The sequence below is a fragment of the Thermaurantimonas sp. genome (assembly GCF_046299575.1).
In the GTDB taxonomy this organism is placed as follows: Bacteria; Bacteroidota; Bacteroidia; order Flavobacteriales; family Schleiferiaceae; genus Thermaurantimonas.
Genome location: NZ_JBKBHX010000004.1, coordinates 97907 through 123445, shown reverse-complemented (window position 1 = coordinate 123445; position 25539 = coordinate 97907). Strand labels below are relative to the sequence as shown.

Genomic DNA, 25539 nt, shown 5'->3' with positions numbered 1-25539 from the left:
GGATATTTAAGCGAGTTTTTTTAATTTAAACCGTTCAAAAATAGCCTTGTCAAGCATCTCTCTGTGGTCAGGGTGAGCAATGTCGCGAAGGGCTAATGCGCGCTGATGCAAATTTTTTCCATACAGGTAGGCTACTCCGTATTCAGTCACTACGTAGTGCACGTGTGCTCGAGTAGTAACTACACCAGCCCCTGGCCGCAGTGTAGGCACTATCTTACTCAGCCCCTTACCCGTAGTAGAACCAATTGCAATGATGGGTTTTCCACCTTCAGAAAGCGCAGCCCCGCGCATAAAATCCATCTGACCGCCTACACCTGAGAATTGATAGGTGCCAATTGAATCAGCACAAACCTGGCCTGTCAAGTCGATTTCAATAGCTGAATTGATGGATACCATTTTCGGATTTTGCCGTATCACTGCCCCATCATTCACATAGTTGGCTTCCAAAAAGCGAAACGATGGGTTATCATCCATAAAATCATACAACTCGCGACCTCCAATAGCAAAGGTGCTCACCACCTTACCTCGATGCTTCTTTTTGTACGCATTCGTGATTACACCTTTGCGCATCAGCTCCATTACCCCATTCGAAAACATTTCAGTATGTATGCCTAAATCTTTGTGATTCGTAAGAGCCATAAGCACGGCATCGGGTATACTGCCTATACCCATTTGTATAGTCGAGCGATCATCGATTAAGGCTGCAATGTGATGCGCGATTTTTATTTCACATTCGCCTATTTCTTTTCGGTAGTCAACTTCAGGTAGTTCGTCTTCGCACCACACAGCCATGTGAATGTCTTTTGAGTGAATGATGCCATCGCCATGTGTTCGTGGCATTTTTGGATTTACCTGTGCAATCACCATTTTAGCATGTCGAACGGCTGATCGAGCCACATCTATACTGGTACCCAACGAGCAAAAGCCGTGTTTATCGGGAGGTGATACGTGGATAAAGGCAACATCGATCGGCAGGATGCCCATTTCAAACAAGCGGCTTATCTCGCTCAAGAAGATGGGTATATAATCTCCATTTGAGCTATTGACTGCCTGGCGAATGTTGGCCGATACAAAAAGAGAGTTGATGTAAAAATGCCCTTCCATCTCAGGGGCAGCAAGGGGCATTTCGCCCAGAGTAGATATGCTGATGAGTTCTACGTTTTCAAGTTCATTTTTGCGAGCAGCTAGTGCCTTTATAAGTGTTTGGGGAGTGGCAGCACTGCCGTGTAAAAAAACTCTTTGCCCTGATTTAACGACTGATACAGCCTCAGCTGGCGATACATATCTCATTGTAATGTATGTTAAGTTGCATTAACAAAAGTATTCGCTCAAGTAAGGTACAAAACTGATTTTTCTAAGTTTTTTGCGGTTTAACACTGCATTGGGCAAGGAAAAAAGGCTATTTGATCAAGGTGTAATTTTTAAAACCGAAAAGCGTTTTCCCGCCCAAAAAGCGGTTTTCCAGAAAAGAAAGCAGTTTGTATTTGAAGCGTTCGTGCTTGTGAAGAGCCGGATTTGGCTTGTCGTAGATGTTTGGTTTTTCCGGTGAGTTCATAAAAGCGTGAATGCGCTCGCGCATCACCGCTGGATGAGTTCCCTCAAAGACAGGCACATCAGCAATCCTGCCGTAATTAAAGGCTTGGGAGATTCTATTGTTGCCCGTGTAGGTTGCGTGGGCATCTTGCACCTTTCGCAGCTGAATGTTTGCTTTTTTTACATGTCCATAATGAAAAACACGCACATCAGAGCGCACTACGCGCAGCTTTCGCGACTGCGACTTCGACATATAATCAGTAGCTGAAGTAGGAGTTTTAAGATAATATCGGAAGCTCTGTGCATCGCGCCAAGAGTGAATTTGTGGTAGGTTTCTAATCAGGCGAATTTCTTCTTTGTACCAAGCATGAGACCGATGTATATGTTCATAATCACCCCAAAAGTGGAAAAATTGCACCAAAATGCCCTCTGCTTCTGAAATAGACTGGGCTTCATTAAGAATTTGAAGCAGTTTTGGTAAGTCGTCTTCGTGGTACACTTCATCGCCTTGAACATAAAGTAGCCAATCGCCAGTACAATGTATTTTAGCGATATCGGTCTGTCGGGCGTACTCAGTATTTTTTGGAAATTCAGAAACTTTCCAATCGGTGTGGATAATTTTTATTTTCTCAGAATGTAACGATTGTAATATTTCCAGAGTAGTGTCGTCGCTTATAGCCAGAGCAATTACAAATTCATCTACTATCGGTAAAACAGATAATATGGATTCAACAAAAGGTAAGTCGTAATACACGGCATTGCGCAGAAAAGAAAATGCGGATATTTTAAAAGTGTTGGCTGTCATCGATGAACCTTAAGACTAATTTTACGGCAAATTTTGTTTTAGGTTATGTATTTACACGTTATAAATACAGGAAATTTTAAGCTCGACGGGGGCGCCATGTTTGGCGTAGTACCTAAAAGTTTGTGGATCAAAGTGTATCCGTCGGATGAAAACAACATGTGCTCATGGGCTATGCGTTGCTTACTGGTAGAAGATGGGGATCGACTCATCCTCATCGACACCGGCATTGGCGACAAACAGGATGAAAAGTTTTTCAGCTTTTATTATCTGCACGGTGAGGATACTTTATTGGGTAGTATTCGCCGAGCCGGTTTTTCGCCTGATGATATTACAGATGTTGTTCTTACACATCTTCATTTCGATCATTGTGGTGGCGCTGTTCGCCGTCGTGCTGACGGTAAGGGCTTCGAGCCCACATTCAGCAATGCAGTTTATTGGATACACGAGCGGCATCTTGAATGGGCTTTAAATCCCAATGCCCGAGAAAGAGCCTCCTTTCTGAAAGAAAACATTCAACCACTCGTTGACAGCGGACAGCTCACCCTGCTGTCACTACCTGCTGGGCGCAGTACTACACCATTGGGAATTGAAATGTATGTAGCAAATGGTCACACCGAGGCTCAGATACTTCCAATTATCAAAACACCTGAAGGCACTGTCTTTTACATGGGCGATCTTTTGCCATCCTCTTATCACATACCCATGCCATGGGTAATGGCCTACGATGTGCGACCTCTACTCACCATGCAAGAGAAAGCCGAAGTGCTACAAATGGCTTTAGAAGAAAACATGATTCTCTTTTTCGAACACGACGCTTATACCGAAACAGCCTTGGTCGAACAGACCGAAAAAGGCATACGCGTGAAGTCGCGTCACCGACTCAGGGATTTCATGTAACATCCTTTTCCGAATGAGAAAACTTGTGCAAAAACTCTACAGCAGCAATAAGCTGATGAGTCTGCTGGGCAATGGTTCAGCTGCAGTGCTCGGCTTGGTGAGTTTTGGTTTGCTGGCAAGGGCACTTGAGCGCACAGAGTTGGGTATTTGGGTCTTCTTTATGACCGTATTTACCCTCTTCGACATGGTAAGAAGTGGGTTGCTCAGCAATGCTTTAATAAAACGCATTGGCGAGAGTGACACGGAGGAGGAAAAACATGCCTTCACCGGTGCAGCCTGGCGTTTTGGCTTGTGGATTTCAGCTGGAGTATCCATTCCCATCAGTGTGTTCTTTCTTGTTTTTCAAAAGCACTTTTCTCCGGAATTAGTCTTCGTGGGCAAGTGGTTTTGGCTAGTGTCAATTGTAAGCCAACCAAACACCATGGCGATGTGGCTACTGAATGCCTACAACCGTTTCGACCGACTTTTCTGGACGCGAAGTATATCCCAGTTTATCTATTTTTTGGGGTGCTTGATAAATTACTATACACGCACCGGCCTCGAACTCATACTTTGGTCATACGTAGGTGGTTGGTTAGTGGCTGGAATGTTTACTTCAGCCAGTGAATGGAATGGAATTAAGCACTTTGCTAAAGGCACAGGGCAGCATATTCGATCATTGTACGATTTTGGTAAATACAGCATGGGCACCCTTTTAGGCAGTAATCTCTTGAAAAGTACAGATACTTTTTTGCTGATGTTTTTTATGGGGCCTGCTCCCGTAGCTCGATACAATGTACCTGAACGACTTCTTGGCTTGCTCGATATTCCCATTCGCTCGCTGGTTTCTACGGCTTACCCCAAGCTTATAGCTGTGCGCAAACAACAAGGCGAAGCTGCCTTTCTGCCGGAATACGAAGTGCAAACGGGATTGCTGTTTCTCATTGTACTACCAGTGGCGATAGCTACTTTGATTTTTTCGGATTGGCTAGTCATTGCACTAGCAGGCAAGGAATATCTCGACGCGTCTATTTTGTTGAAAATTTTCGCCATTTATACTGCGCTTATTCCTCTTGATCGATTGAGTGGGATTGCCCTGGAAGTTTTTGATTTACAAAGGTTAAACTTCTATAAAGTGATGCTTATGGCAGCTGTGAATGTGGTAGGTGATGTTATTGCCATCAAGGTTTTTGACAGTGTGACCGGTGTAGCGATGGTTTCGATCATCACTTACGGCAGTGGCATTGTGTTCGGTTATTACTTCTTAAGGAATAAAATTCCCTTCAGGCCAGTGAAGGTTTTAGAATCAGGATTTTTAGAACTGTTTTCTGTTCTGAAAAGTTTCAAAAAATAATTTGTACGATACTAAAAAATTTTCCATTTTTGAAACACTTTTCCACAAAATGATTAAATGAGCGCATTTAAGATTTTTTTAGTCGAAGACGATGAGTTTTACGGTAAACTGCTCAAGCATCATTTGTCTTTAAATCCAGATTATGAGGTAGAATTGTTTACTTCAGGAAGAGAACTTTTAGAAAATCTCTACAAAAAGCCCAACGTTATAAGCCTCGATTACACCTTACCTGATATGAGTGGTGCGAACGTATTGAGAGACATAAAAAAGCAATACCCCGAGATACCCGTTATTATCGTCTCAGGTCAAGAGGATATTACTACGGCTGTTACCTTATTGAAAGAAGGCGCATACGACTACATCGTAAAAGACAAAGACACTAAAGAGCGCATTTGGAATGTCGTAAAACACATCCGCGAAAATGCTAAGCTCAAAGACGAAATTGACCGCCTGCGCGAAGAAGTAAATCAGAAATACGACTTCTCTAACATAAAGGGCAATAGCCCAGCCATTAAACGCGTATTTAAACTGATAGAAAAGGCAAGTCAATCCAATATCACCGTGAGTATATGCGGTGAGACTGGAACCGGAAAAGAATTGGTCGCTAAAGTTATACACTACAACAGCGCTCGCCGTAAAAAGCCCTTTGTAGCCGTAAATATCGCAGCCATACCCAAAGATTTGATTGAAAGTGAGCTCTTTGGTCATGAAAAAGGTTCTTTCACAGGGGCGATAAATCGACGAATCGGGAAATTTGAGGAAGCTAATGGAGGAACAATTTTCCTGGACGAGATAGGTGAGATGGAACTACATCTGCAGGCAAAACTGCTAAGGGTATTACAGGAAAAAGAAGTAACCCGTATCGGCAGCAATACTCCTGTAAAAATCGATGCGCGCATCATCTCAGCCACACATCGCAACCTCCAGGAAGAAGTTAAAGCCGGAAGATTCAGAGAAGACTTGTACTACCGGTTAATTGGCTTTCCGATCGAATTGCCTCCTCTCCGCGAACGCGGTAATGATATACTTATTTTAGCCAAGCATTTTGCCGATGAGTTTGCTAAGGAAAACAAAATGGAAAAAGTAGTTTTCACGCCCGAAGCTCAAGAAAAACTCCTCAGATACCATTGGCCGGGAAATGTTCGTGAATTAAAAGCGATCATAGAGTTAGCGGTAGTGATGTCTGACGATGGAAAAATTACTGAAGAAAACATCAACTTTACAAACTCAAACAACAACATTCAGGACTTATTACACGAGTCGGGCACATTGCGCGACTTCACCAATAAGATCATTCAGTACTACCTCGAAAAATACGACAACAATGTTTTAGAGGTAGCCAAGCGATTAGATATTGGCAAGTCCACAATTTACAGATTGATTAAAAACAAAGAAATAATCCTCAAATAAACATTCACCAATGGGAAATTTATTTAGCTTACGACAATTGGAAGAACTCTCTGGCGGAATGTCAGAGTTCGTCGATTCTATGATTGAAACCTTTCTGGAACATACACCAACGCAACTAAATGATTTAGTAAAGGCCTTTAAAGAAGGTCGTTGGGTAGATATGGGCAACCTTGCACACAAAATCAAACCATCAATCGATCTCTTTGAGATTCCAGGCATTCAGCAAACCATTCGCGATGTAGAGAAAATCGGAAAGTCAGGTGCGCCTACTCCTGATTTAGAATCGAAAGTAATGGAAGTTCAGAATGTACTCAACGAGGTTTTCAAACAACTGAGAAACCGGTAAATGCCTGAGAAGTATGTCAAAAAAACAAGTTCTAATAATAGACGACCAGCCAGTAATGCGAAAGCTGCTCGAACAGTTTCTAAAAGACAAATACGAAGTGATCGCTCTTGAAAATGGCCGGGAAGCTCTCGAGTGGATGTACGATGGCAACATACCTGATGTGGTGATCGCCGACCTCAATATGCCTGAGATCGATGGGTTTGAATACATCAAACGCGTGCGTGAAAGTGCCTTTTTTCAGGACATTCCCTTAATTGTACTCTCAGGCGAAGACTCCTCGGCTGAGCGCATAAAATGCCTAAAACTGGGGGCTAATGATTATCTGATCAAACCCTTCAACCCTGAGGAACTGGCTCTGCGCATAAATAACCTGGTACGCATCCGCTCTTAAAAACCCGATACCTTTAATTCTTACATCATGCAGTCTGACATAAAAGCCCCCGATCAGCCAATACAGTCAGAAGCGCCTACCCCAAGCGCATCTACTTCTAGTCCAAAGCGCAAAATCATTTACATCGGAGAAGATCCCCAAGTTTTAGAAGCATTTAATAATCGAGAGGATGTCGAATTTATTTCCTTTAAAAACGCTGTACAATTTGATAACTATGTTACAAAGAACGACTGCAATCCAGATTTGATCATATGCGAGAAGTCACTCAAAGGCATGAATGGCTTTGAGCTGTTTAAGTTTTACAAAGATTTTATTCTGTCTAAATCCGTTCCCTTTGTCATAGTAGACTACCACTTTGGCAACTACACAAAACGACTTTTTTTAAAGGAAAAAGTCACCGATATCTATCAAAAACCGCTGGATCCAGACATGGTCATCGAGCGAATAGACTTTTTAAAGAGCATAGAACTCGCCCAAAAGAATAAAATTTTTCACATTGCGCAGAAAGAGTACAAGATTCCTCTTGCAAAGCGCATTTTCGACATTGTATTTGCTTCTTTGGCACTCTTAATTACATCACCTATTCTCCTTTTAGCCATAATAGCTATTCGATTAGAATCAAAAGGGCCGGTATTTTACAAATCAAAACGCGTAGGTACAGGCTATAAGATTTTTGACTTCTACAAGTTGAGAACCATGTATGTAGATGCCGATAGGCGACTTAAAGAATTTCTGCACTTGAATCAGTACGCGCTTGAACAACAGCATGCAGCTGAAGCACAAGTAAATACGACTCAACCCAAGAAAAAATTTGGTTCTACCGTTACTCTCATTCACAAAGACGGTACACCCCTCTCTGAAGAGGAATATCGCGAATTAAAAAAACAAAGTACTGCCGGAACTTTTATCAAAATCAAAAACGACCCTCGTGTAACTAAAGTCGGCGCCTTCCTCCGAAATACCTCGATCGATGAGTTGCCTCAGCTCATTAATGTATTGAAAGGTGATATGTCGATTGTAGGCAACAGACCTCTGCCCCTGTACGAAGCTGAGCAACTGACATCAGACGACTGGAGCGAGCGCTTCCTGGCCCCAGCCGGTATTACTGGTCTTTGGCAAGTAGAAAAGAGAGGTAAATCGAACATGAGCGAAGAGGAGCGAAAAGCTCTAGATAATCAATACGCCAGAAATTTCTCTTTTTGGAACGATATAAAACTTATCCTTCGAACCATACCTGCTCTATTGCAAAAAGAAAATGTTTAGGAACTTCTTCATAATATTTTTCGTCATTGTTCATGTTGGCGCTTGGGCCCAAGCTGGCAACGGAAAAGCTCAAAGCAATGCCATGAACATGGATTCCCTTTTTGTAAATCTACTCGACTATTTGCCTCCAATTAATGAACTGATCGATACAGCCATAGCGCATTCGCCAGAAGTAAAGTACTGGCACGCTCAGGTAAAACTAAGAGAATATGAGGTAAGCTTAGCAAAAAAGGATTGGGCACGAGATATCTACGTTACAGGTCAATATCAGGGTGGTACACTGGGAGCTAATATTAATCCAGATGGTTCGGCTATATTACTTGGGTATCTCGTCGGGGCAGGGTTGCGAGTACCGCTCTCTACGGTGATAGGTCGCAAAGATCGCATCGGTGCGGCAGAAGCATGGCTGGAAAGTACCATTGCTAAAAAAGAAGAAGCTATTCGAAACATCCGAGAGTTGATCTTTAACGAATACCAAAAGTTGCTGATGATTCAGCGCAAAATCTCCATCCTCGCTGAGACCAATGAATCTACTTCGCTTATTATGGAGATGGCCGAAGAACGCTTTCGGCAAGGGGAGTTAACCTTGGATCAATTGGGAACAAACACCGAATTAAAAACGAAATACAGCCTGATTTACGAAGAACTTCGCACCGAATTTTTTAATACTTATTCACAACTCGAACGCCTCGTAGGTATTCCATTTTCAAAATTTGAGAAGCATTAATGACGCTGATAAAATTTCTAAGACTGTTTAACAGGAACTTTAAGTACCTGATAGCGAGCTCTATGTTGCTTGCAGTCTTAGTATTTCTGATGGTCAGGAGCAAACCTAAAGAATACGAATCTGAAACCGAAATTTTTACAGGTATCGCTTCTGGTCTCAATCTCACAAACGTCGATCGCACAAATGTAGACTTCTTCGCCACTGCCAATGCGTATGACAACTTGCTGAACATCATCAAATCGCGGCAAACGCTGGAAGAAACCGGAGAAGAGCTTTTAGCCCTTCACATATCACTAGATGGTCCTACGGCCGAAATCATCGGCGATGAAGCTTGGAATCAAATGATGGAACTGCTCACACCTGAGCTGTACAACGAATTGAAAAGTCCTAAGGGTATAGATTCTTGCCTGGCCAACATACGAAATTGGAAAACAAAAAACTACAACACGTTTAGAGGAAAAATCATTTTCAATCAAGAGGAATCGCCCTACAGTTTCAAAGCCATTAGTAAAATAAGTGTTACTCGCATTCAAAATTCTGACCTCATTAACATCAAATACAAATACACCGACCCGGGCATTTGTAAATCGACCTTAGAGATTCTTTCAAAAGTCTTTATTCGCAGGATGTATGAAATAAAAGCCAGCCAGAGCAACAATGCGGTGGAATATTTCAGAAAACAAGTGGCCATAGCCCGTGAAGAGCTCAATGCAGCTGAAGAACGCCTGAAACAATTCCGAATCCAAAACAACATTATCAACTACGGTGAGCAAACAAAGAGTATTGCCACCATGAAAGAGCAGATGGAGGACGAATTCCAAAAGGAGTTGGCCGTTAGAGCCTCTAACAAATCTGCCCTTGAAAAACTGGAATCACAGTTGGCCGTAAACAAACAGTTGATCAAATTTTCAGATGAGCTACTTGAAAAGAGGCGTGAACTGGCCAAAATTCAGGCTCAGATCACCACAATGGAAATCTATTACAACGATCTTTCGACCATCAATACCCTTAGGCGCAAAGCTCAGGAGTTGCGGGCTGAGCTCTCCGATTTGTTAACCAAGCGCTATCAATTCTCCCGCACTACCGAAGGGGTACCCAATCAAGCATTACTCGAGGAATGGCTCAAGTACACGCTCGCCTTAGATGAAAGTGAGGCCCGCTTGCGAATCTTCGATGAACGGAGGCGATATTTCGAGAAGCTCTACAACGAATTTGCCCCATTGGGCTCATTATTAGCGCGATATGAAAGAGAAATCGGCGTAGCTGAAAAAAACTACCTCGAACTCTTACATTCGCTTAACCAGGCCATCATGCGCCAACAGAGCGATATGATTTCGGCCGGCGGATTGGTGGTATCAGTGCCACCCTATTTCCCACTTAAGCCACTTCCTTCGAAAACGGCTGTGATGGTAGCTGCCGCAGGCGTTGTGGGTTTTATGTTGCCTCTTATCGTTCTTGTATTGCTTGAGTTCTTTGACTCTACGCTGAAGAATCCAATTCGAGCTGAGAGTGTCGTGGGTAAAAAGTTGTTGGGTACCTATCCAACACTCAAATTGACCAAGGCCGACAGAGGGGTAGATTTGGAATGGGTGAAAAAACAAACCGTAGGCTTATCGCTTCAAACCATTCGATTAGAACAATATATCAAAAGTAAGCAAGTCTCCCGACCTTTTTTTATAGCCTTTTTGTCTACACGAGCTAAAGAAGGTCGCACGCTCATGATCCACGAGCTGGCCAATCGATTGGTGATGTTGCAATATCGTGTTCTAGTACTTTTGCCCGATGACACACCTGACTCTGAGACTCCAGCCTTTTACGATCGAGTAGTGTACAAGAACGATAAGAGTTTTGAGGGGGCTAAACGCGTTGAAGACCTCTTGCCTGTTGGCTATTCAAGCAATTTGTACGATTACCTCTTTATGGAATTTCCCTCGTTGATGAATAATATGTACCCCATCAACGTTTCGATGCAGGCACACATGCATGTACTCGTAGCGCGTGCTAACCGCACATGGGTGAAGGCTGACGAATACTTACTAAGCGAATACTCCCGTAGTGTAAATACAGAAATACGACTACTCCTTAACAGAGTGAATATAGATGAGCTCGAGGTTGTACTTGGAGAGATACCCAAAGAGCGCAGCTACTTGCGCAAGCTTTTGAAGCGACTTGTAGTCGCAGAATTCAAAACAGCCTGATTTACAAGTCTTAAACTTAATCTTTTCGCCGTATACCTGCATACCGGATCGCGGAAGCTGAAAAATATCCCAGAGCATTCCGACCATCGGCGTAGTACACATTGCCGTGCACGGGTGCAGCAGGTGGGGCAAAAGCTCCGGCCGAACGAAACGTTTGGTCGAGTAATACGCGTAAATATTTGTCGTATCTGGCTGTAATAGAGGTAATTTCTATCCAAAAAGTGTCTTGGGGTTCGAGCAGTGTACCGAGTCGCACAGGCGGAATAGGTGCCTTACCGAAATGAAATCCATCAGCAAATTCGTCAGAAATTGTGAAGAAAACGTTTCTAAATATAGTGTCATTTTTCCATCTCCTAATTCGATAGATATCCCCTGCGCCTTCTGGTTCTTTAAAACCAATACAGGGTACATATCCCCCGCTGAAGGGAGGGCGTGGAGGTTGAAACTCTAAAAAGATGGAATCCAGTTCAAAAATTCGATTCAACCTTTCCGGTAGGGTATAATACAAACCCGCCTCTAGTCCTGTGGTATTGTTAGTCGGTATAGCGATTTCTAAGTGATAACTTCTGCCTACACGGCCAAAAAAAGGCAATTCATACCGTCCAGGCGCTGTATCTGATGGGAGCATCTGACCCACCAATTGTCCGTCTTCAAATAGGCGTACCTCTGCATCGGTCACGCGCGGTGTGGCTTGTTGTAAAAAGTAGGGCGCGGTAGTCGTAACATATACAAAGGCAGGTTCTGCATCGGTTACGCGACCATTAACTACCAAGATAGGTGGGTTTTCAGGCGCTTTTAAGTCAATGGGGTCTTCGCAGGCACTGGTGAGCAAAAAACCAGTTAAAACACTGTATATCAAAAATCTCTCTTTCATGTTCGATCAAAACTTAAAGTTATAGGTGACATAAGGGATAATACTGCCTAAAATGGCTAAACGGATGGCCTCTGTCTGATTGGGCTGATCTTCTACCTCGCGCAGATAGACCGAAAAGGCATTTCTGCGATTATAGACGTTGTAAGCTCCAAAGCTCCAATACCCCTTCCACTTCTTTGTAAAATAGGACTTCGGAAAGTAGGTAGCTGAAATATCGAGACGGTGAAAATCGGGAATTCTGCCGTTGTTTCTCAAGGGATTGTAAGGTGCAATCAGTCCCTCGGTCTCAAATCGTCCGTAGGGAATGGTAAAAGGTCTTCCGGTTTGATATATAAATGTAAAACCTGTTTCCCAATGCTGATTCCATTGATAGTTGCCTACTATAGCTAAGTCGTGCGGACGGTCGAAGTTGGCTCTATACCAATTGCCTTGATTAATTGTAGCTCCTGGTAGGTTGCCGCGTACCAGGCGTTCAGACCGCGAAAGTGTGTAGGCTATCCATCCTGTTAATTTGCCAGAATTTTTTCGGATGAGCAACTCCATTCCATAAGCACGGCCGAGGCCTGAAACGAGCTGTGTCTCAATCCGCTCGTTGAAAAACAGGTCAGCGCCATCGCGGTAGTCTACCAGATTGCGCATGTCTTTGTAAAAAACTTCTATCGAGGTTTCATACATATTGTTTTTGAAATTCCGGAAATATCCCACTGCTACTTGGTCGGCTGTGGCTGGCTGTATGTATCGGCCTGAAGGTCTCCACAGATCAATTGGCAAGGCAGATGTGGTGTTGCTGATCAGGTGGATGTATTGCCGCATGCGGTTGTAAGAGGCCTTGACCGACGATTCATCTGAAAGCAGGTAATTAACCCCTATACGTGGTTCTAATCCATTGGCATCGGTAAATTGTCGGATGATTTCTCCGTTTTTAAAAGGCACTACATCGATGATCTCCCCTTCCTGAGGAAAATCGGGATTGTTGTACAAAGCCAAATTGTAAGGACCAAGGTTGTAAAACATGGAATATCTGAGTCCGTACTGAACTGTAAATCGCGTAGCAGCTTTCCATTCAGCACTATAAAAGACCGAAGGTTCTACAGCGTATTCATTCTGAAGGCGCACAGGTATTGTGCCCGTTACATTGGCAGGCATAAAATTGTAGTAAATAACGTTGAAACCGAAATCTTCAGTTAACTTGTTGTTTCTGAAAAAAGTAAATTTTTGTCCGAAATTGTAATTGAGAATCTGTGATTGGAGTTTGAACGAAAATTCTTCCTCTTCAGGTGTACCAAAGCTGTAATCGTAGTTAGATGCTACAAAAGTGGTATTGCTGAACAAGCGATCGCTGATTACCCAATTCCAACGAACAGTACCGGTGATGTTTCCCCAATTAAAATTCACCAGATTTCGAATACCTAGCACATCGCGGCCAAAGTATCCGCTCAAATAGACGCGATGCCGGTCATTTATTCGATAGTTGATTTTGGTATTCAGGTCGTAGAAATACAGAATGTTGTTATTGATGTTTGAATCAGGCGAAAGGCGCAGAAACAAATCGGCATACGACCTTCGGCCTGATACCAGGTAGCTCGCCTTTTCTTTTACGATCGGTCCTTCAACCGTAAAGCGGCTGGAGAGTGTACCAATGCCCCCTACCGTTGAGAAGCGCTGATCATTGCCCTCGCGCTGCCTAATATCAACTACCGACGAGAGTCGGCCGCCAAATTCAGCCGGAATACCTCCTTTGTACACTTTTACATCTTTAGTAGCATCAGCATTGATGATCGAGAAGAATCCGAAGAGATGTGTCGAATTATACAGAGGGCTCTCGTCGAGCAGTACAAGGTTTTGGTCGATGTTTCCTCCGCGCACATTGAAGCCGTTTGCCCCTTCGCCTACCGTAGTAATACCAGGCATTAAGGTAAGGGTGCGGATGATGTCAACTTCGCCGAGCAACTGAGGCACACGCGCTATTTCTTTTACATCGAGCTTGGTGGTACTCATTTCTACGGAAGTCACATTTTTATCGGCGCGTTCGGTGCTGACCACCACTTCGCCAAGTTGCTGAGCTTCCGGCTTCAAGCGAATATCTAATCGTGTATTTTGTATGAGATTGACTTCCCTTTTTTCGACATTATACCCAATGTATTGATATACAATTATATATTTTCCTGGAGGCAGATTTAAGGCATAGTATCCGTATTCGTTGGTAGCTGTGCCAGCCGATTTACCACTTTCGAAAATATTTACCCCTACAAGCGATTCTCCGTTACTCGCATCTTTTACGTAGCCGCTTAAGGTTACCTTTTTTTGTGCTGATAGGTTGGTTGCAAACACCGCCATTATCAGCACCAAGATTCTTTTCATGTACAGATGTTCTATTTTTTTGAATAAAAACGAGCTTTTCTTTCGATCTGTTTATTTGAAAACATAGAATTAAAGTACAATTAACGAAGTAAATGCCTTATTCTTACATATAGGCGGCTAACAAGCTGATATTTTATGTTTTTAAAATAAATTCATTAAAGCAGTAACGAGATAAAAAAGCTTCCGTAGGTTCAAAATATGTAAGAATATACTAAATAAAAATGTCGTTTAATTAAATTTCAACTTGCAATTATTTCATGTAAAACTACTTATTTTCAATGCTTTCTACAAAATACATTTGCGCAAAATCGCAACCTGATTTTAAATATTTTGAGATGTTTTCGAAAATAGTTCACAGGCTACCAAGGGCCGTGAAATATGTTCTGCTGGCCATCCCGGTAGTTTACGTGCTCATGTTGATTCCCCTGTTTTTCATGTATCCGAAAAACTACATTCCCAATAGAATAAACTTTAATCTCGAATATTTTGATTCGCTTGCCAACGAGTTGGATGGCGACTGCTATCGAATTACGCGCGAATTCATAAAGGAATGTCCCTTTCCTGCCCGCAGAGTACATCTAAATTCGGAACACACCATCGTTGAAATTCAATTAAATGATAAGTGGTATGCGTATGATCCTCTTTACAAAATGTTTTTTAATCGTCAAAATGCAATACAAGTGTCTTTTGACGTAACGAGAGGTTACATTCCTGATTACCTAAAAGATTATCCGTATGTTGAAGCCTTCAAAAAGGTTCGGTTTTACCACAATGTCTATTTCATGATTTTAAATTACACACATCCTTTTTACGACAGTATCCTGAGGATATATTATGGTGTTGTAAAGTGAAGATTATCACTTCTCTGATTTGGTAGTTTTTGTTTCTTGAATCAGCTTATAATAGTAAAAAAGAAATGGTAAAGTAGTGAAGAAAAGTATTGTATTTCGCACATCAAGCTCCTCAGGATTTGTTAAGTAAAAATAAATCATCAGAAGGTAAGAACTGATAATTATAAAAGCAACAAAATGCATATAAAAAGGGATCTTTTTTAGAGCCTTAGAATCAACTTCAATTTCCCACTTCAGATTTTTTATAGCATCAGCTCCGCTTTGATCAACCATTATAGTCCAATTTTCTCCACTAGTTAATTTAAGAATGGCTTGAATGTTTTTTTCATCGTAAGAAAATATGTGCTTAAATAGAATGTTTTTAGAAAGTTCGTTAAAAGGAATTTCTTTAAAAAAATTGCCATTTTCAGAGTAGAAGATTAATGAATTATTTGAAATAGAAAAATATCCATTGGAAAGAATTGAACTTTTAATAAAACGAAATCGCCTAAAATAGATAAGAAATATGACAATAAATGCTGGAAAAATATACACCATTAAATCAATGGCATTAAATGAAATTAAGAGCAGAAGCGAAATAAGTGTTGTAACTACAAGAAACAGAGAAACCTTTAATAGTTCTGCATTCGAACCTTTGAATAAGTTGCATGGGTATTTTGAATCCATTTTTTCTGAGATTATAAACAAAAATGTATCGTAAAAAATGGATTCTTTTTTACTGCATATGCTGTAATTTATCGAATAACTTGGAAGTTTTGGAAAAAGTGCAAAGGCACATATTCCCATTCGACGCGCTCTACGTGCGATGCTGGGCTGCCTTCGTGAAGAAATTTGATGAATTCTTGTAATTGATCGTCAAATCCCTGAGCATATGTTAAAACAGTACCATCAGGCTCATTACGCACATATCCTACTAAATTCAGCTCACGAGCCTTTAGCAAGGTGTATTGTCTAAAATACACGCCCTGCACCTTGCCGTAAACTTTTGCTTTAATACATTTAAACATATGCCTTTTGTCTTTTCAATGACAAAAGAACGAAGACAAATGTTTAGTTGAGACCACTGTGGTTTAAAAACACCCGTCATCGGGATTATTAGTAGGTGTAGCCACTAATTGTATAAAAGCTTCTTCTAATGGTGTAAGTTTGATGTATCCGCAGCCAAGCAACAAGGTAGTAGAGTCGATGCCTTTCTTAGCCTCAACAATAAAAATAGCCTCCTTATCGTAGGTAAAAGCCAGTTCTCCAGCTCGATTGGTGTAACCAGAAAACTGCACTATTGAATTTGGCACATTGGGAGCCACATACACAAAAGCAGAATCAATTGGCTGTCGAGCTTCGTTTACGACGCGAATGCGAAAGTGATAGATAGGGTCTTCTTGACTGCAGGCCGATGCAATAAGCAGGATAAAAAATGCGATAATTAAGTGGTTTCTCATAAAGTAATTCTTATTTACATCCTCTTCTCGGATCACCTTCTGGATAAATGGTTACATCCACAAATATGTTTCCTCGCTGCAATTCAACGACATCACAGCGCTTATACCACCCTTTGCCTACTTCGTATTCTACAATTGCCTTATGATCATACGAGAAGGTGGCTTCGCCTATTTGATTGGTAGTAATGTAGCCGTCTATTAAAGAGTTATCTACTGGAGTGTAGAGATATATAAAGGCGTTTTGAACAGGGCGACCATCGGGTAAGGTGACTCGAAAGGTGACTTTGTAAGGATTATTATCAGGTGAACAAGATATAATAAGCAAAGTAGAAATAAAGAATATTGCTTTTGAGAAAGCTTTTGCCATACTGGATCGTTTAACTGAAATGCAGTTAGCAAATTTAACTTTGTTTAGCGAAAATAGAAACAACTTTGCAGCTCTCTTTATTTGAAAAGCATTTATCATTAAATCAGCAAATTATACTATGCTAAGCTTACCCTACATTCAAGAGCTATCCCAAGAAATTTCAGCGGCCCTACTCTCAACTCCGGAAGAAGTGGAGGCGTTCCGATTGAAATATTTAAGCAAAAAAGGTATAATACCTTCATTGTTTGACGAGTTTAAAACCATAGGTGGAGCTGAGAAGAAAACCTACGGAAAACCGCTCAACGAATTAAAAAAACTGGCTGAAGAAAAGTTTCAATCAGCAAAAAGTACTTTAGAAAATAAGAACCTTACCACTTCATCTAATTGCGATTTTACAAGACCTGCGCATCTATTATCAGTGGGCTCTCGGCATCCTGTATCAATGGTCATCGAAGAAATGATCGAGATTTTTTCGCGCATTGGCTTTACAGTGCTCGATGGACCGGAGATCGAAGATGATTGGCACAACTTTACAGCCTTAAATTTTCCGCCTGATCATCCTGCCCGCGACATGCAGGACACCTTTTTTATCTCCAAAAATCCGGATATGGCCCTACGCACACATACTTCAAATGTGCAAGTGCGAGCTATGGAAACAATGAAACCGCCGATTCGGGTTTTGGCACCGGGTAGGGTGTACAGAAACGAAGCAATCTCAGCGCGCTCACACTGCTTTTTTCATCAGATTGAAGGCCTCTACATCGACAAAAATGTTTCTTTTGCCGATCTGAAACAGACCTTGCTTTATTTTACAGAGTCCTTCTTTGGCAAGAGCAAGATTCGCATGCGGCCCTCCTACTTTCCATTTACCGAGCCTAGCGCTGAGGTAGATGTGTACTGGGGGCTAGAGAATGAAGTGGATTACAGAATCACCAAGGGAACAGGTTGGCTTGAAATTTTAGGTTGTGGCATGGTTGATCCCAACGTACTTCAAGCTTGCGGTATCGATCCGAATGAATACAGTGGGTTTGCCTTTGGCATTGGCATAGAGCGCATTGCGATGAATCGCTATCAAATTCCCGACATTCGCATGCTGAGCGAAAACGACGTACGCTTTTTGCGTCAGTTCTAATTCTGGCTTTAGTTTTTTGTATTTTAGAGTTCGTAATGCAAAAATGGTAAGGCAGAAACCGCCTTACCATTTTTTGTTTCAAAAATATTTTAACCTTTTCTACAAAGAAAAACCGATGTTTCGCTGATGTTTTAGGGTTTTTTCAAAATATATTAAACAAACCTTTAACATTTTTAGGTTTGTAATGGAATTTTTTATTTATTGCATGCCGAATATCTCTGATGTATGACCAACGAAAGATACCTAAAATGGTATTCGCGAGAGCTTAATATGGACATAGAAATGCTGACCTATGGCTACCAGGGCATGCCTCTCATCATTTTCCCTACGAGCTTGGGTCGCTTCTACGAAAGCAAGGATTTTCGGCTTATTCATTCGATTGATTGGTTTTTGAAAGAGGGTTTTTTTAAAATCTATTGTATTGATGGAATCGACCGACTGAGTTGGTACAACAAACACATTCACCCAGCCCAGAGGGTGAAAAATCACATTTGGTACGATTTAATGATTTACAATGAATTGGCTCCTTGGGCAATGCACGAAACCGGTTTCGGTAAAGTGGCAGTGGCTGGATGCAGTTTTGGCGGTTATCACGCCATGAATTTCGGATTAAAACATCCCGATCGCACAAAATACATTATCAGCATGAGCGGGGCGTTTAACATCAAAGGTCGGCTCGATGGATACTACGACGACAATGTGTACTTCAACAATCCCCCCGATTTTCTTCCGAATGCTTGGAACGATCACTTCCGAGACTTGTTCGTTTTCCTCGGGGTGGGTGAGTGGGACATCTGTCTGGGCGACAACTACGAAATGGCCGATATGCTCGGCAAACGCGGCATTCGCAACTGGCTCGACATTCGTCCGCGCGAAGTGCACGACTGGCCTCTGTGGCGGACCATCTTTCCACACTACTTATCAATGATTGTCAACTCTCAAGTGTAACGAAATAAAATCCCCTTACTTCTATGAAAAAAATAGGTATTCTCTTCGGAATGGAAAGGACCTTTCCAAAGGCCTTTGTAGAACGTGTAAACGAGATGAATGTGGACGGTATCACTGCCGAACCGGTAAAGGTAGATGTAGTCCAACAGGCTGTGGGGACACCCTATGCAGTGATCATCGATCGTATTTCACAAGATGTGCCCTTCTATCGCGCTTATCTGAAAAATGCCGCTGCCGCTGGAGCTGCTGTGATCAACAATCCCTTCTGGTGGAGTGCTGATGAAAAGTTTATAAACAACAGTATTGCCATCTCAGTGGGAGTGCCGGTACCTAAAACGGTGCTGTTGCCCAGCTTTGCTCGCCCTGACGATACCACCGACGCTTCATTTACAAACTTAGTATTTCCGCTTTCATGGCAGCAAATCTTTGATTACCTTGGCTTTCCGGTGTTTATGAAACCTCATGCAGGTGGTGGGTGGAAGAGTGTTTTTAAAGTACACAATGTAGATGAACTTTTCAACGCCTATCACCAGACTGGCCAGCTGGTCATGATGGCACAAGAAGCTATTGAATTCGAAGAGTACTATAGGTGCTACTGTATCGGACGCAAGTATGTGCGCATCATGCCTTATGAACCGCGCAATCCACACCACCTGCGCTATGTGAGCGACAAGAATCCATCGCCAGAGATGGAAAAATTGCTGACCGATTACGTATTAAGGCTTAACAATGCGCTCGGCTATGATTTTAATACAGTTGAATTTGCTGTGCGCGACGGCATTCCTTACGCTATAGACTTCTGCAATCCAGCGCCCGATGCAGATGTGCACTCCGTGGGTCAAGAAAACTTCGAATGGGTCGTAGAGCACGCTGCCAAATACGCCATAGAGCGCGCTCAGCAGCACAAAGAAGGGCAAATGAATCTGACCTGGGGCGACTTTGTGAAACGCTCCGTAGCTGATATGCAGTCTGTAGAAAAGGCTACAAAAGAAAAAAAAGCCTCCTCACCCGCTAAGTCATCTCAAAAGGCTAAAAAACAATAAAAACATTCAACTCTATGGCACTGCCCAAATTCACCCTTGGCGTAGAAGAAGAGTACATGGTAGTTCACCCAGAAACTCGGGAACTGACCAGCCACGAACAAAAGATTGTAGAAATTGCCTCCAAAACTCTCGACGATAAGGTAAAAGCTGAGATGCATCAGGCTGTGGTAGAAGTGGGGACTTCTATCTGCAAGGATGTGCACGAAGTGCGCGATGAAATCAAAAAGCTGCGCAAAAACGTGGCAGAAATTGCCAGCGATTTAGGCTTACGCATCGGCTGCTCCGGTACGCATCCCTTTTCGCACTGGAGCAAGCAGTTGATCACGCCCAATCCGCGCTACGACGAAATTGTAAACGAGATGCAGGAGGCTGCGCGAAGCAATCTCATTTTTGGTCTGCATGTGCACGTAGGCATGCCGAGCAAGTCCATAGCCATGCACATTGCCAATACGATGCGTTACTTTTTACCACACTTATATGCCCTTAGCACAAATTCCCCCTTTTGGGAAGGACGAAATACGGGATTCAAATCCTTCAGAAGCAAGGTATTTGACAAATTTCCGCGTACGGGAATTCCTGACTACTTCTCGAGCTACGAAGATTATATCCGCTATGTGAATTTGCTGGTCAAAACCAATTGCATCGACAATGCGAAAAAAATCTGGTGGGATTTGCGGGTACACCCCTTCTTCGACACTATTGAATTCCGCATCTGCGACGTGCCCATGCGTTGCGAAGAGACCGTTTGCCTTACCGCACTCTTCCAGGCGCTTGTGGCTAAAATTTACAAGCTGCGTGAGCAAAACATGGGCTTTATAATCTACCAGCGTGCTCTCATCAACGAAAATAAATGGCGTGCAAGCCGCTACGGCATCGATGGTAAGCTCATAGACTTCGGCAAAGAAGAAGAGGTACGGGCACGGGTGCTGATCGAAGAAATCCTCGACTTTGTGGACGATGTGGTCGATGAACTCGGATGCCGCGAAGAGGTGCTCTTTGCTCGCAAAATAATGGAAATGGGCACTGGCGCCGATCGCCAACTCAAGGTGTACGAAGAAAGCGGTGGAGACCTGGTGAAGGTAGTCGATTACATCTTAGAACAAACCATTTGTGATTGTGACAGTTAGGTAGATCTCTAATACTTTTTTTCAAAAAAAGCCGGCACTAAGGCCGGTTTTTTGTTTTCCAAAAATTGGAAAAAGGCCGTTTTTCACAAAATTTCGCATCCATAAATTCTTTTAAGAATATTCCATTATTGAAATTTATGTCTAATAATGGGAATAAAATCTCTTTTTCAAAAGTGCGATGTAGGTATTTTGGATATGATTTAACTTTTTTAAAAAATTGAATATCAAGTAAATAATATGCCTATCAGGTAACTGAATTTCCTTTAAAAGACAAATAGACCGATTGGCACACTTTGGGAATATCTTTATTTCGTTATGAAATCCATTTTTAAAATAGTAGCCCTTCTCCTCAGCTATCCAGCATTTGCTCAGATAGTTTTTGTGACCAACACCAACGATGCTGGTCCTGGTTCTTTGCGTCAGGCCATAATTGCCGCCAACAGCAATCCATCCATCACCAGCATTCAATTCAGCATTCCGACCACTGATCCTAACTTTAACGCTGTGCACGGCACTTATACCATTGGTGTTGCTAGTATGTTACCAGACATTACCCGTCAGGGTCTGGTAATCGATGGCTATTCACAAAAAATAAATCAGACACCTGCAAATAGCGGCTTCATTGGTTCTGCCATTCCCACCGGCTATCCTGCCAGTGGTACAACAGCGCTTATTCCAATTCCAGAAATTCGAATCGTGCCTCGCGATACTAATCTTCAGCGTGGCCTCACCATCGCTGCAAAAAATGTAACCATCCGCGGATTGGGCATAGCGGGCTTTGGCTTTAATTTCACCAACAACGACGGAAACATTGTGCTACTCTCAGGGGCAGACGGAGCCATCATCGAAAGCAATGTGCTCGGTTCCATGAACCACACCATTGCCATCCCTACCCCAAATAAAGAAAAAACCGCCGGCAACAACGTAGTGGCCTTCGATGTAAAAAATGGCAAACTCCTCAACAACATCATCGCCTTTGCAGGCTCAATGGGTGCATTTTTCAACTACCAGTGCTCTGGTTGGGAAGTGCGTGGAAATGAATTTGTAGCCAACGGACGCATAAATGTAATCTGTGATAACATCGATGTAGCATACAAATCCTCAAACTTTCTGATCGAAAAGAACGCCATGTATGCCGCAGGAGCCAACGGTCTCGACCTGCACAATGCCACCGGCAGCCACACCATCCGATACAATACCATCTTCAACAGCGGACAACTTCGCGTAGAAAACAGCGGAATACGCGTGTATGGCCAAAATAATACCATTCACAACAACAATATCTACGCGAATCATGGTGCCGGCATTATGGTCACTACCGACGCCCTGTACAACACTATGCAGTCAAACCGCTTTAAAGACAACGGCAACTACCAGGTCGGAACTTTCCCAAAAACCAACAACATCGCTATCAATCTGAATGCTCCGGGTGAGAACAACCTGCGCGGTACAGCTCCCTTCTACACCCTCAATGATCTGAACGACGCCGATAATGGTGGTAATGAACTGCACAACTTTCCAGTCATCGACCAGGCATACATCCAGGGTGGTATGCTGCATGTTAAAGGTTTTGCCCGTCCGGGTGCTCAGGTAGAGCTTTATGTTGGCGATCTCTTTACAGGTGCAGTATTTCCTCAGGGTGTCGAACCACTTGGCATCTTCACCGAGGGATCTGCAGATGACCATGATGCCACTACAGGTAGCTATGGTCCGGGAGCAGTAAACGGCACAGTAGTAGGTCAGGATGCCACAAATCGCTTTCATTTCATCCTGCCCAAACCAGCTTCAGTGAATGCCGGTACCCTGCTTACAGCCCTATCTACACTAGGTGGAAATACATCCGAATTTGGCAACGCAGCTACCGTGAGTAGCCAGCCGATAGCATTATATCCTACATTAGAGTGTATTTACCAAAATCAAAATGGTCAGTACATAGCTTCTTTCGCATACACCAACACGACTTCTTCGCCCATCACCATCAATGCTGGTGTAAACAACCAGGTGACTGGTGGAACGGTAATCGGTACACAACCTACTACCTTCGCCCCAGGCACCACTTCAGGCGCACTAAAAGTTACCTTCGCTTCTTCCACTACCTGGACCATTAGCGGTCAATCGGCTACTGCTGATGCCACTTCAGTTCTTTGTCCGGTTGACTTAGCTGTGACAGCATCAGTGGACAACAGCGCCCCAGATGCCGGCAATAATGTAACCTTCACCATACAATTCACCAACCTTTCAACTACCACACCTACTGCCGATGCCATATTTCAAATCGTACTTCCAGACTCACTTCAGTACATATCTCATTCCTCTGCAGGATTCACTTTCACTCCGGTTACCGGTGTAGTTACTATTCCCTATATGAATCCAGGCCAGACTTTTACGCTCATACTTACTGTCAAAGCCAATGGATCAGGTCTGCTCACAGCCGGCTACGTAAACTCAGCACAACCCGACAATAATGCTGCAAACAATACTGCCTCAGTAAACATCACCACCCAGTGCGCCAGTGGAGGCAACGACGGTGGTATCGAGAGCCATGGTTCCATGTCAGCTGCCATCAACCATCGCAACTTCAATCGTCTGAAATCAGGTCGCCACCATTTCTACACCAAAGTGGAAGCTCTGCCTCTCAAAGCTGATGAAGGATCTCTGCTGGCCGGTCGCAATGGCCTGTTGCTCAGCGACCTGTTTCCCGCCAATGGCCCTGAGAACACCACTGGCCGGGTCGTAACCCCAAAAGACCTGATGAACATCACAAACGCTCTCGATATTTACAGCCTTGACTACTTCCGTACAGGAAGCCGTCGTCTTGGTTCAATCCTTGGTATCGAAACACCTTCAGGTGAAGTTTATGAACACACCAAAGTAGTATGTGATCGCCTGAACGGTGCTGCTATTACTCGCATCTTCCACATGCAGGCTGCCGGTCACCCCTTCATTATGGCTGAAATGACTCAGGAAAATGGCGACATCGACTACAACATCTCCTTTGTCGTGTATCAATATTCAGACGGCAGCTTCGCCATAGACAATCGTTGGAACCTCACCGAATACCGACCACAAGGTGCTGAGCGTGTATTCAACTTCCAGGTTTGGACCGTATCTCCCCACCTTACCGTGAAGATGGTCGAGGAAATCATCGCTCTTGTAGCTCAGCACGGCACCGTGCGTTTCATCAACCAGTCACCTGCCATCATCCCAACCGTGTGGGTCGAGAGCGGGCGCTACATCCATGGCAAACTCGCCCTGAAAATACGTAATACGGTATCAGCCACCGACCTGCTTATCGATGGCAGCATCACCCGTCATGAGAATCAAGCCCGCCAACCGCTGTTTTTCCAACATGGTATCCCAGCTTCTGAAGTAAGCTATGTAGAGATTCCAATGGGTTACCTGTTTGATGCCGGTTTCTCGATTGTAAACAACGTATCCGGTGGACGCGACCAGCTCTATGTAGCCGATGGAATGTGGGGTATTGACTACGAACAAGGTGGTCTTCTGCAGCCTGCTTTCCAAACTTTTGAAAATCAAACTCTATCAAACAACGATGGTCTTGCACTAGAACGTGCTGCTATGGCTGGCGGATTGGTAAAAGACTACTTCTCCATCTACCGCACACTCCGCCCCGGTGCCAACCGCAGCCTCGAGCTTACCGAATACAACGCTATCCGCTTCACAGCCAGCGCTACCCGTGACGTAAAAGTGGTGGTGACTTTGCCCAAGAAGTCTATACGCAACTGGAGTGAGCAATACCGTACGACCATTACTCTTACACCCGCTAAAGAAGTGTACGAAATCCGTTTCGATGAGCTTAAATCATCCCTCGGCGGAGAGTTTGACCCGGCAGACCTTGTGGCCATCGTTTGGACCATTACGGGCGAAGCTGCTCAGTTTAGCCCTATCAGCATGATGATCGAGCAAGCTGCCTTTATCCGCAAGCAAGGTGCATCCGTTATCAGCCTCAATACCGGCGAAAGAGGAATCACTGCCTATCCAAACCCCGCTATAGAATACACCAATCTGCTGTATGAACTACCGGCCGATGCCCGCGCCAGCATTGAAGTAACCGACATCACCGGCCGCCGGGTTAAGTTCTATCAAGGTATTGAAGGCAAGCAAGGCCTTAACCAATATAGGATAAGTACTGCCGATCTCCCAACAGGTAGCTACGTGGTCACCGTGCGCAGTGGCCGTTATAAAAAATCCACTACCATCGTTCGCATGTAATCTGCCGATTCCCAAATTTATCTCCACCCAGAGCCATATAGTTCTGGGTTTTTTATTTTTTAAATTGTGCTCTTAATTTCTCTTTTTTAATCGGCTTACATTAAGGATTCAAAATTCTAAAAAAGCTGTTTTTTTAAGATTACGCTTCCGCTCCTGTGAATAGGCTTCATTGCGCTTCGCCTGTGCACTGCGCATTGTAAAGACCTTAACATTCCTCACTCAAGCTGGGTAAATGGCTGCGCTTATTTAAACCTTTAAAGC

The 25539-nt window shown here is 43.3% G+C and carries 22 protein-coding genes; 14 read left to right on the top strand and 8 right to left on the bottom strand.

All coding sequences use genetic code 11. The features are described from left to right. Nucleotides 1-6: 6 nt before the first annotated feature. Together ACK4EX_RS07015 and ACK4EX_RS07010 are read right to left on the bottom strand one after the other, a co-directional pair. A complete protein-coding gene (locus tag ACK4EX_RS07015) occupies nucleotides 7-1290 on the bottom strand; it encodes an acetyl-CoA hydrolase/transferase family protein (protein ID WP_174706047.1) in 1284 nt (427 codons plus the stop codon). Between the two features lie 109 nt (nucleotides 1291-1399). Then, nucleotides 1400-2338 carry a glycosyltransferase gene (locus ACK4EX_RS07010; protein ID WP_277028756.1) on the bottom strand — a complete coding sequence of 313 codons (939 nt, stop codon included), beginning with the start codon at nucleotides 2336-2338 and terminating at the stop codon, nucleotides 1400-1402. A 45-nt stretch (nucleotides 2339-2383) separates the two neighbouring features. Here ACK4EX_RS07010 and ACK4EX_RS07005 point away from each other — a divergent pair, with 45 nt between their 5' ends. The 8 genes from ACK4EX_RS07005 to ACK4EX_RS06970 all read left to right on the top strand — a co-directional run bounded on the left by ACK4EX_RS07005 (nucleotide 2384) and on the right by ACK4EX_RS06970 (nucleotide 10903). Further along, nucleotides 2384-3235, top strand: coding sequence for an MBL fold metallo-hydrolase (locus ACK4EX_RS07005; RefSeq protein ID WP_124398271.1), 852 nt, complete (start codon nucleotides 2384-2386; stop codon nucleotides 3233-3235). A 13-nt stretch (nucleotides 3236-3248) separates the two neighbouring features. Next, complete coding sequence (locus ACK4EX_RS07000) at nucleotides 3249-4568, top strand: oligosaccharide flippase family protein (protein ID WP_124398272.1); 1320 nt, start codon at nucleotides 3249-3251, stop codon at nucleotides 4566-4568. A 57-nt stretch (nucleotides 4569-4625) separates the two neighbouring features. Next, entirely contained in the window at nucleotides 4626-5978 is a 1353-nt protein-coding gene (locus ACK4EX_RS06995; protein WP_409771163.1) for a sigma-54-dependent transcriptional regulator, read from the top strand. A 10-nt stretch (nucleotides 5979-5988) separates the two neighbouring features. After that, nucleotides 5989-6324 (top strand): Hpt domain-containing protein, encoded by a 336-nt coding sequence (locus ACK4EX_RS06990; protein ID WP_124398274.1) that lies wholly within the window; start codon nucleotides 5989-5991, stop codon nucleotides 6322-6324. Between the two features lie 13 nt (nucleotides 6325-6337). Beyond that, entirely contained in the window at nucleotides 6338-6715 is a 378-nt protein-coding gene (locus tag ACK4EX_RS06985) for a PleD family two-component system response regulator (RefSeq protein WP_124398275.1), read from the top strand. A 27-nt stretch (nucleotides 6716-6742) separates the two neighbouring features. Further along, nucleotides 6743-7978: a sugar transferase gene (locus ACK4EX_RS06980; protein ID WP_218019357.1), complete on the top strand. Its 1236-nt coding sequence runs from the start codon at nucleotides 6743-6745 to the stop codon at nucleotides 7976-7978. Between the two features lie 88 nt (nucleotides 7979-8066). Then, nucleotides 8067-8705, top strand: a complete 639-nt coding sequence (locus ACK4EX_RS06975) for a TolC family protein (RefSeq protein WP_409771159.1) — start codon at nucleotides 8067-8069, stop codon at nucleotides 8703-8705. Between the two features lie 89 nt (nucleotides 8706-8794). Beyond that, a complete protein-coding gene (locus ACK4EX_RS06970) occupies nucleotides 8795-10903 on the top strand; it encodes a GumC family protein (RefSeq protein ID WP_409771158.1) in 2109 nt (702 codons plus the stop codon). Between the two features lie 16 nt (nucleotides 10904-10919). Here ACK4EX_RS06970 and ACK4EX_RS06965 read toward each other — a convergent pair whose 3' ends face one another. Both ACK4EX_RS06965 and ACK4EX_RS06960 read right to left on the bottom strand, forming a co-directional pair. Then, complete coding sequence (locus tag ACK4EX_RS06965) at nucleotides 10920-11777, bottom strand: DUF4249 family protein (protein WP_124398278.1); 858 nt, start codon at nucleotides 11775-11777, stop codon at nucleotides 10920-10922. Between the two features lie 6 nt (nucleotides 11778-11783). Next, nucleotides 11784-14138, bottom strand: coding sequence for a TonB-dependent receptor (locus tag ACK4EX_RS06960; RefSeq protein WP_409771154.1), 2355 nt, complete (start codon nucleotides 14136-14138; stop codon nucleotides 11784-11786). A 335-nt stretch (nucleotides 14139-14473) separates the two neighbouring features. On the opposite strand from ACK4EX_RS06960, the gene ACK4EX_RS06955 reads away from it, so the two are divergent. Then, complete coding sequence (locus ACK4EX_RS06955; protein WP_124398280.1) at nucleotides 14474-14989, top strand: hypothetical protein; 516 nt, start codon at nucleotides 14474-14476, stop codon at nucleotides 14987-14989. A 6-nt stretch (nucleotides 14990-14995) separates the two neighbouring features. Here ACK4EX_RS06955 and ACK4EX_RS06950 read toward each other — a convergent pair whose 3' ends face one another. From ACK4EX_RS06950 to ACK4EX_RS06935, 4 genes are all read right to left on the bottom strand, one after another. After that, nucleotides 14996-15655, bottom strand: a complete 660-nt coding sequence (locus ACK4EX_RS06950) for a hypothetical protein (RefSeq protein ID WP_124398281.1) — start codon at nucleotides 15653-15655, stop codon at nucleotides 14996-14998. 68 nt (nucleotides 15656-15723) lie between these two features. Beyond that, nucleotides 15724-15996, bottom strand: coding sequence for an acylphosphatase (locus ACK4EX_RS06945; protein WP_124398282.1), 273 nt, complete (start codon nucleotides 15994-15996; stop codon nucleotides 15724-15726). A gap of 63 nt (nucleotides 15997-16059) precedes the next feature. Then, nucleotides 16060-16428 (bottom strand): hypothetical protein, encoded by a 369-nt coding sequence (locus tag ACK4EX_RS06940; protein ID WP_124398283.1) that lies wholly within the window; start codon nucleotides 16426-16428, stop codon nucleotides 16060-16062. Nucleotides 16429-16438: 10 nt separating this feature from the next. Next, complete coding sequence (locus ACK4EX_RS06935) at nucleotides 16439-16795, bottom strand: hypothetical protein (RefSeq protein WP_124398284.1); 357 nt, start codon at nucleotides 16793-16795, stop codon at nucleotides 16439-16441. Between the two features lie 118 nt (nucleotides 16796-16913). Here ACK4EX_RS06935 and pheS point away from each other — a divergent pair, with 118 nt between their 5' ends. From pheS to ACK4EX_RS06910, 5 genes are all read left to right on the top strand, one after another. Further along, on the top strand, nucleotides 16914-17927 hold the full coding sequence (pheS, locus tag ACK4EX_RS06930; protein ID WP_124398285.1) for a phenylalanine--tRNA ligase subunit alpha: 1014 nt from the start codon (nucleotides 16914-16916) through the stop codon (nucleotides 17925-17927). Between the two features lie 225 nt (nucleotides 17928-18152). Beyond that, nucleotides 18153-18875, top strand: a complete 723-nt coding sequence (locus ACK4EX_RS06925) for an alpha/beta hydrolase-fold protein (protein ID WP_124398286.1) — start codon at nucleotides 18153-18155, stop codon at nucleotides 18873-18875. 23 nt (nucleotides 18876-18898) lie between these two features. Continuing rightward, nucleotides 18899-19918 carry a RimK family alpha-L-glutamate ligase gene (locus ACK4EX_RS06920; protein ID WP_124398287.1) on the top strand — a complete coding sequence of 340 codons (1020 nt, stop codon included), beginning with the start codon at nucleotides 18899-18901 and terminating at the stop codon, nucleotides 19916-19918. A 20-nt stretch (nucleotides 19919-19938) separates the two neighbouring features. Continuing rightward, entirely contained in the window at nucleotides 19939-21045 is a 1107-nt protein-coding gene (locus ACK4EX_RS06915) for a carboxylate-amine ligase (protein ID WP_409771380.1), read from the top strand. A gap of 315 nt (nucleotides 21046-21360) precedes the next feature. Next, nucleotides 21361-25278: a T9SS type A sorting domain-containing protein gene (locus ACK4EX_RS06910; RefSeq protein ID WP_409771149.1), complete on the top strand. Its 3918-nt coding sequence runs from the start codon at nucleotides 21361-21363 to the stop codon at nucleotides 25276-25278. The last annotated feature ends 261 nt before the right edge of the window (nucleotides 25279-25539 follow it).

Bases quoted from the DNA above. Each gene is read 5' to 3' on its own strand.
- ACK4EX_RS06945 (WP_124398282.1), bottom strand. From the start codon at position 15,996: ATGTTTAAATGTATTAAAGCAAAAGTTTACGGCAAGGTGCAGGGCGTG.
- ACK4EX_RS06950 (WP_124398281.1), bottom strand. From the start codon at position 15,655: ATGGATTCAAAATACCCATGCAACTTATTCAAAGGTTCGAATGCAGAA.
- pheS (WP_124398285.1), top strand. From the start codon at position 16,914: ATGCTAAGCTTACCCTACATTCAAGAGCTATCCCAAGAAATTTCAGCG.
- ACK4EX_RS06975 (WP_409771159.1), top strand. From the start codon at position 8,067: ATGGATTCCCTTTTTGTAAATCTACTCGACTATTTGCCTCCAATTAAT.
- ACK4EX_RS06985 (WP_124398275.1), top strand. From the start codon at position 6,338: ATGTCAAAAAAACAAGTTCTAATAATAGACGACCAGCCAGTAATGCGA.
- ACK4EX_RS07015 (WP_174706047.1), bottom strand. From the start codon at position 1,290: ATGAGATATGTATCGCCAGCTGAGGCTGTATCAGTCGTTAAATCAGGG.
- ACK4EX_RS06955 (WP_124398280.1), top strand. From the start codon at position 14,474: ATGTTTTCGAAAATAGTTCACAGGCTACCAAGGGCCGTGAAATATGTT.
- ACK4EX_RS07010 (WP_277028756.1), bottom strand. From the start codon at position 2,338: ATGACAGCCAACACTTTTAAAATATCCGCATTTTCTTTTCTGCGCAAT.
- ACK4EX_RS06980 (WP_218019357.1), top strand. From the start codon at position 6,743: ATGCAGTCTGACATAAAAGCCCCCGATCAGCCAATACAGTCAGAAGCG.
- ACK4EX_RS06995 (WP_409771163.1), top strand. From the start codon at position 4,626: ATGAGCGCATTTAAGATTTTTTTAGTCGAAGACGATGAGTTTTACGGT.
- ACK4EX_RS06935 (WP_124398284.1), bottom strand. From the start codon at position 16,795: ATGGCAAAAGCTTTCTCAAAAGCAATATTCTTTATTTCTACTTTGCTT.
- ACK4EX_RS06925 (WP_124398286.1), top strand. From the start codon at position 18,153: ATGACCAACGAAAGATACCTAAAATGGTATTCGCGAGAGCTTAATATG.
- ACK4EX_RS06920 (WP_124398287.1), top strand. From the start codon at position 18,899: ATGAAAAAAATAGGTATTCTCTTCGGAATGGAAAGGACCTTTCCAAAG.
- ACK4EX_RS06960 (WP_409771154.1), bottom strand. From the start codon at position 14,138: ATGAAAAGAATCTTGGTGCTGATAATGGCGGTGTTTGCAACCAACCTA.
- ACK4EX_RS06910 (WP_409771149.1), top strand. From the start codon at position 21,361: ATGAAATCCATTTTTAAAATAGTAGCCCTTCTCCTCAGCTATCCAGCA.
- ACK4EX_RS06970 (WP_409771158.1), top strand. From the start codon at position 8,795: ATGGTCAGGAGCAAACCTAAAGAATACGAATCTGAAACCGAAATTTTT.
- ACK4EX_RS07005 (WP_124398271.1), top strand. From the start codon at position 2,384: ATGTATTTACACGTTATAAATACAGGAAATTTTAAGCTCGACGGGGGC.
- ACK4EX_RS06965 (WP_124398278.1), bottom strand. From the start codon at position 11,777: ATGAAAGAGAGATTTTTGATATACAGTGTTTTAACTGGTTTTTTGCTC.
- ACK4EX_RS06990 (WP_124398274.1), top strand. From the start codon at position 5,989: ATGGGAAATTTATTTAGCTTACGACAATTGGAAGAACTCTCTGGCGGA.
- ACK4EX_RS07000 (WP_124398272.1), top strand. From the start codon at position 3,249: ATGAGAAAACTTGTGCAAAAACTCTACAGCAGCAATAAGCTGATGAGT.
- ACK4EX_RS06940 (WP_124398283.1), bottom strand. From the start codon at position 16,428: ATGAGAAACCACTTAATTATCGCATTTTTTATCCTGCTTATTGCATCG.